At 65.2% G+C, this 5,132-nt stretch carries 5 protein-coding genes; 4 read left to right on the top strand and 1 reads right to left on the bottom strand.

The window, feature by feature from the left end; translation table 11 throughout:
- Together EN932_RS28615 and EN932_RS28610 are read left to right on the top strand one after the other, a co-directional pair.
- The coding region (locus EN932_RS28615; protein WP_245483342.1) for a toprim domain-containing protein at window positions 1-477 on the top strand (477 nt) is incomplete at its 5' end.
- 45 nt (window positions 478-522) lie between these two features.
- Window positions 523-2,589, top strand: coding sequence for an FUSC family protein (locus EN932_RS28610; protein ID WP_127388424.1), 2,067 nt, complete (start codon window positions 523-525; stop codon window positions 2,587-2,589).
- Here EN932_RS28610 and EN932_RS28605 read toward each other — a convergent pair.
- A complete protein-coding gene (locus EN932_RS28605; RefSeq protein WP_063167881.1) occupies window positions 2,586-3,710 on the bottom strand; it encodes a DUF2336 domain-containing protein in 1,125 nt (374 codons plus the stop codon). The genes EN932_RS28610 and EN932_RS28605 overlap by 4 nt on opposite strands.
- A 151-nt stretch (window positions 3,711-3,861) precedes the next feature.
- On the opposite strand from EN932_RS28605, the gene EN932_RS28600 reads away from it, so the two are divergent.
- Both EN932_RS28600 and EN932_RS28595 read left to right on the top strand, forming a co-directional pair.
- The gene (locus tag EN932_RS28600) at window positions 3,862-4,314 is read left to right on the top strand and encodes a MaoC family dehydratase (RefSeq protein ID WP_027162575.1); all 453 of its coding nucleotides are present in this window, start codon (window positions 3,862-3,864) and stop codon (window positions 4,312-4,314) included.
- Window positions 4,315-4,316: 2 nt separating this feature from the next.
- The coding region (locus tag EN932_RS28595) for a CoA ester lyase (RefSeq protein ID WP_164890657.1) at window positions 4,317-5,132 on the top strand (816 nt) is incomplete at its 3' end.

Below are 5,132 nucleotides of genomic sequence, written 5' to 3'. Positions count from 1 at the left end.
AAGTACCGCGATGAGGATCTGCGCTACGACCGCGTGATCATCATGACCGACGCCGATGTCGACGGCGCCCATATCGCCTCGCTGCTGATCACCTTCTTCTACCAGGAGATGCCGGCGCTGGTGCGTGGCGGCCATCTCTATCTCGCCGTGCCGCCGCTTTACTCGATCAGGCAAGGCGGCAAGGTCGCCTATGCCCGAGACGACGCCCACAAGGACGAGCTCCTGCGCACCGAATTCACCGGGCGCGGCAAGGTGGAACTGGGCCGCTTCAAGGGTCTGGGCGAGATGATGGCCGCCCAGCTCAAGGAAACCACCATGGATCCGAGGAAACGGACGCTGCTCAGGATCGATGTAATCGACGCCGAGACGGCGACCAAGGATGCCGTCGATGCGTTGATGGGCACGAAGCCGGAGGCCCGCTTCCGGTTCATCCAGGAACGCGCCGAATTCGCCGAGACGGAAGTGCTGGATATCTAGCCGCCAGCCGGTCCATAACAAGGCTCCAGTTGCGGAGACGAGCATGTGACCAGGACGCGGCTGAAAGGCTATTTCGAGACGAGTTTAGCCGGGTTGACGCAGCCGACGCGCTCCGACTGGATCTTTGCCTTGCGCACCGTTTCAGCCGGCTTGATCGCGCTGCTGGCAGCCTATGCGCTGAAGCTCGACCATCCGCAATGGGCCATGATGACGGTGTTCATCGTCGCCCAGCCGGTTGCCGGCATGGTGCTGGCGAAGGGCTTCTACCGGCTGCTCGGCACGCTGGTCGGCGGCATCGCCGCGATCGGCATCACCACCGTTTTCGGCACCAACCCCTGGGTGCTGGTGACTGTGCTTGCCGTCTGGATCGGCATCTGCACCTTCGTCTCGTCGCTGCTGCGCAATCCGGAAGCCTATGGCGCCGCCCTGGCCGGCTACACCGCAATGATCATCGGCCTGCCCGCTTTCGGACAGCCGCATCTCGTCGTCGACCTCGCTGTCGCGCGCTGTGCCGAGATCGTGCTCGGCATCGTCTGCGCCGGCCTGACCAGCCGGCTGATCCTGCCAAAACTGGCCAGCGACGCCATCGTCTCGCGCCTGAAACGCTGCATCCTCGATCTTGCCACCTATGCCGGCGGTGCGTTCTCCGGCGGCGACCCGGCAACGCTGTCCGCGCTGCACCGAAAGCTGGTCACAGATACCCAGACGCTCGGCGAGATGCGCGCCTATGCCAGGCTCGAGGCGCCGAGCTTCGCGCCGCGCGCGCATCCGGTCCGGCGCACCATCGGACAACTGCTCTCGGCGCTGTCGGCGGCACGTGCGTTGCATTCGCATGCCGCTCCGAAGAATGCGGCGCTCATTCCGGTGCGTTCGGAGTTGCAGGCCCTTGTCGGTGAAATGGCCACGAAGCCCGGCGCGCTGGACGACACCACGCCTTGGGTGGCGCGGCTCGACACCATCTCGGCCAAGGCCCGGCAAATGCCCGATGCCTCGACCGACCAGGGCGACGACAGGGTCGGCACGATCACCCGCCTGACCATTGCCGCCGATTTCGCCGATGCGCTCAAGCAGGTGCTGCGCGGCCTCGATGCCCTGCGTGCGCCTGCCACGCGCCCGGCCAGGGGCAGCAGGCAGCCTGCGCTGGTGGTGCATCGCGATTACGCCGGCGCAGCGCGCAACGCGGTGCGCGCTGCCCTTGCGACGCTGCTGGTCGCGGCCTTCTGGTTGACGACGAAATGGTCGGAAGCCGCCGGCACGGTCATTCTCGTCGCCGTCGTGTCGAGCCTGTTTGCTGCTCGCCCCGACCCTGTGCAGGTCGCCTGGGGTTTCTTCAAGGGAACGCTTCTGGCGCTGCCGTTTGCCTTTCTCGTCGGCCAGATCGCATTGCCTGCCCTGCCCGGCTTCGGCTGGTTCATGCTGTTTGTCGTGCCGATCCTGGTGCCGACGGCGCTGGCCATGGCCAATCCACGCTATGTCGGCGTGGCGACGGCTTTCGCCATCAACTTTCTCGCCTTCCTCAGTCCACACCAGGCGATGACCTACGATCCCGGACCCTTCTTCGCCGGTTCGGCGTCGATCCTGGTCGGCATCCTGCTGGCGATCGGTGTCTTCATCGTCGTGCTGCCGGCCGATCCATGGCTCGCGGCCAACCGCATCGTGCGCGCCATGCGTGAGGATCTGGCGCGGCTTTGCCTGCATGAGCGGGTGCCGAGGCGGTCGGCCTTCGAGAGCCTCGCCTACGACCGCATCAACCAATTGATGCCGCTGGTGCAGAATGCCGGTCAGAAAGGCGATGCGGTTCTGGGCGGCGGCGTCGCCGCCGTCACCGTCGGCCTGGAGGTCCTTCGGCTGCGCGATGCGAGCCAAAGCCATGCCATCCCATCCGAGACCGCGCTTTCGATCGCCAACTTCCTGAGAGGGCTGGCGCGCGAACTGCTCTTCCGCGCCCCCGGCGATCCGCAGACATCCACCGTCACCGTCGCCCGGCAATATGCGGCTGGTATTGCCCAGCGAAACGGTACCGGGGAATTGCTGCAGATCGCGGCATCGCTGCGCATCATCGCCGCCGCGATGGAGGATTTTCCGGATTTTTTCGCCAGGGATAAAGGCTAGGCGGCCGCTATCGCCAGCGCGTGGCCGCGTGCGTTTTCGCGCAGCGCGTCGAGATGGATCGACTTGACCAAGGCGGCGAGATCACCCTCGGCGGATTGACCGCCCACTTCCTTGAGCATCAGCCAGCTTACCTCCTGCACACCGGCGACGCGCTTGCCGTTGGCGACCTCGCGCCAGATCTTCAGCGCACGCAGGATGATGGCGTGCGTGGCGCCGGCGAGCCCGGCGCTGCGGAACAATGCCTGCAAGGCCACGTCGTGCCCGCCGGCCAGCAGCGCCCTCACACGTTGTTCGGACTGCTGGCTGAGCGCAACCAGTGCCGAGCCGAAGAAATCGACCTTGCCATGCGCGATGGTGCGGATGAGGAAGCTCGCGGTGAGGTCGCCACGCAGCCTGAGATGCTCGATCAGGGCCGCATGTTCTTCCGTGCGCGTGCCTTCGATCAGCGTCACCGAAGCCTTGACGCAGGCGTCGCGCATGACGCGGTCGGCTCGCGCCGCGCCCATCATCGCCATCACCAGTGGCGACGTTTTCAGCATTTCGCCAAGCTTGACGAGCAGCATATGCCGGCAGTCGGCCGGCAGCCTGACATCCGATATCAGCGCCTCGCGCACCAGCGGCAGGTGCCCATGCCGTTCGGCCATGCGGCGGAAGCTGAGCGAGGCGATGTCGGCGCCGCTGTTGGCGAGCAGCACGGCGCAGGCGTCCGCCTCGCCGATCTCGGCGATGGCCGCTGACAGCGCCATCGAGACGAGCGGCCGGTCTGCGATCAGTTTTTGCGTCGCCTTCGGACTCGAAGCCACGCGGTTGATCAGGTCGGCGTCGGTGAGCAGCGGCGAGCGCGCCAGCACCACGCCGGCGACTTCCGGCTGGTCGGAGGCCAGCACGCTGATGATCTGCATTGGCGCGTGTTGGCTCATCGACAGCGCCTCGGCCATCGCCAGCCGCACCTTTGACGAGGCATCGTCGAGCAACAGTGTCAGCGCCGCCTCTGCGGCGCAGCGGTCCTCGAAGGGCAATTCGGAATTGATGTAGGCTCGGGCCAGAGCGCTCGCCGCCGCGGCGCGCTCCGACACCTTGGCCGTGTAGATCCATTTCAGGAAATGCGAAACAACAACCATGCCCGCCTGCTTACGCCCCTTGCCGGAAGGTTCCGACCCCACTGACGACCGTAGGCAGAATTGGTTTACGAACCGTTCACCATGTTCATTAACTGGCTTGCGAGGCTGATTTGCAGCGCCTATCAACCGTCAAGCACCTGAGGAGAAAGAAATGGCCGGACTTTATCTCGAAGAGTTCGTCGTCGGCCATGTCTTCCAGCACACGCTGCGCAAGACCGTTACCGAAAGCGACAACATGCTGTTTTCGGTGATGACGCTGAACCCGCAGCCGCTGCACATCGACTTCGATTTCGCCGCCAAGAGCGAATGGGGCAAGCCGCTGGTCAATTCGCTGTTCACGCTCGGGCTGATGATCGGCATTTCGGTCAATGACATCACCGTCGGCACCACGGTGGCCAATCTCGGCATGAAGGAAACCGTGTTTCCACATCCGGTCTTCCATGGCGATACCGTTCGCGTCGAGACGACAGTCATCTCGGTGCGCGAGTCCAGGTCGAAGCCCGATCGCGGCATCGTCGAATTCGAGCATCGCGCCTACAACCAGCATGGCGATCTCGTCGCCAAATGCACCAGGCAAGCGATGATGCTGAAGAAGGCAGCCTGATCATGCGCTCGCTGCTGTTCGTCCCCGGTGACTCCGAGAGGAAGCTGGAAAGGGGTTTTGGTGCCGGCGCCGACGTGGTCATCGTCGACCTCGAGGATTCCGTGGCGCCGCACAACAAGGCGCTGGCGCGCGGCGTAGCGGCGCGCTTCATCCTGGAACGCAGGGCACAAACGACTTCCGCCATCTATGTCAGGGTCAATGACCTCGCGACCGGGCTGACGGATAACGATCTGGCGGCGCTGGTTCCGGCGAAACCCGACGGCATCATGCTGCCCAAGTCGAACGGCGGCCAGGATGTGCAGCACCTATCGGCAAAACTCAGGGTGCGCGAGGCCGAAAACGGCCTGGCCGACGGCGCGATCAAGATCCTGCCGATCATCACCGAAACGCCGGCAGGCGTGCTGGCGGCGGCAACCTATGCCGGGACCAGCGCGCGGCTTGCCGGGCTCACCTGGGGCGCGGAAGACCTGTCGGCGGCGCTCGGTGCGCGCTCGGCTCGCGACGAGCGTGGCCGCTACACGGACGTGTTCCGTCACGCTCGCACCATGACCATACTCGCCGCCGGTGCGGCGGAGGTCGCGGCGATCGACACCGTCTTCCCGAATTTTCGCGACATGGCGGGCTTCGCCGCGGAGTGCGCCGAGGCCGAACGCGATGGCTTCACCGGCAAGATGGCGATCCACCCCGATCAGGTGCCGGTCATCAACGCAGCCTTCACGCCGTCGGCCGAGGCGGTGAGACAATCGGCGGCAATCGTTGCTGCGTTCGCGGCAGCGGGAAGCCCCGGCGTCGTCGCTATCGACGGCAAGATGTTCGAC

Source organism: Mesorhizobium sp. M7A.F.Ca.US.002.01.1.1 (genome assembly GCF_004022955.1).
GTDB lineage: Bacteria > Pseudomonadota > Alphaproteobacteria > Rhizobiales > Rhizobiaceae > Mesorhizobium > Mesorhizobium ciceri.
This window is presented reverse-complemented; position numbering and strand designations above follow the sequence as displayed.